This window comes from Photobacterium sp. R1 (assembly GCF_054600795.1).
In genome coordinates, this window is record NZ_BAAHZP010000188.1 from 1 (window position 1) to 377 (window position 377).

General features: G+C 34.5%; 1 protein-coding gene. It reads left to right on the plus strand.

The features are described 5' to 3' along the window. Nucleotides 1-215: AzlD domain-containing protein (locus tag ACYP03_RS24605; protein WP_459782466.1), on the plus strand; the 215-nt coding region annotated here is incomplete at its 5' end. Nucleotides 216-377: the final 162 nt, after the last annotated feature.

Sequence of the window (377 nt, forward strand, 5' to 3'; positions counted from 1 at the left end):
GTTTTTTAAGTTATTCAAGCCCGGCTGTATTAACGGCTATTTGGGTGCCTATTGTTTTTTTGCCTGAGAAAAATACTATAAATATCACGTTTAGCAATCCATATTTAATCGGCGCTGTGATTGCCGTTTTAATCGCTATGAAAACAAAGAATGTTTTATTAACAGCGCTGGTCAGCATGGTAGTGTTTTTTTGCGTATCATTTTATCTAAAATAAGAATTTGTTGTCTATATTGTTGATTGCAAGGGTTTTCTCTTTTTTGAGAAATGTGGTTTTATAAACTTAAGTTATAGTTGGTTAATCAAGTCTTATCCTCCGAACAGTTGCCTGATTTAATGGGTGGCTGACTTGTGCGTGGAAAAAAAGAAGAGGTTAACC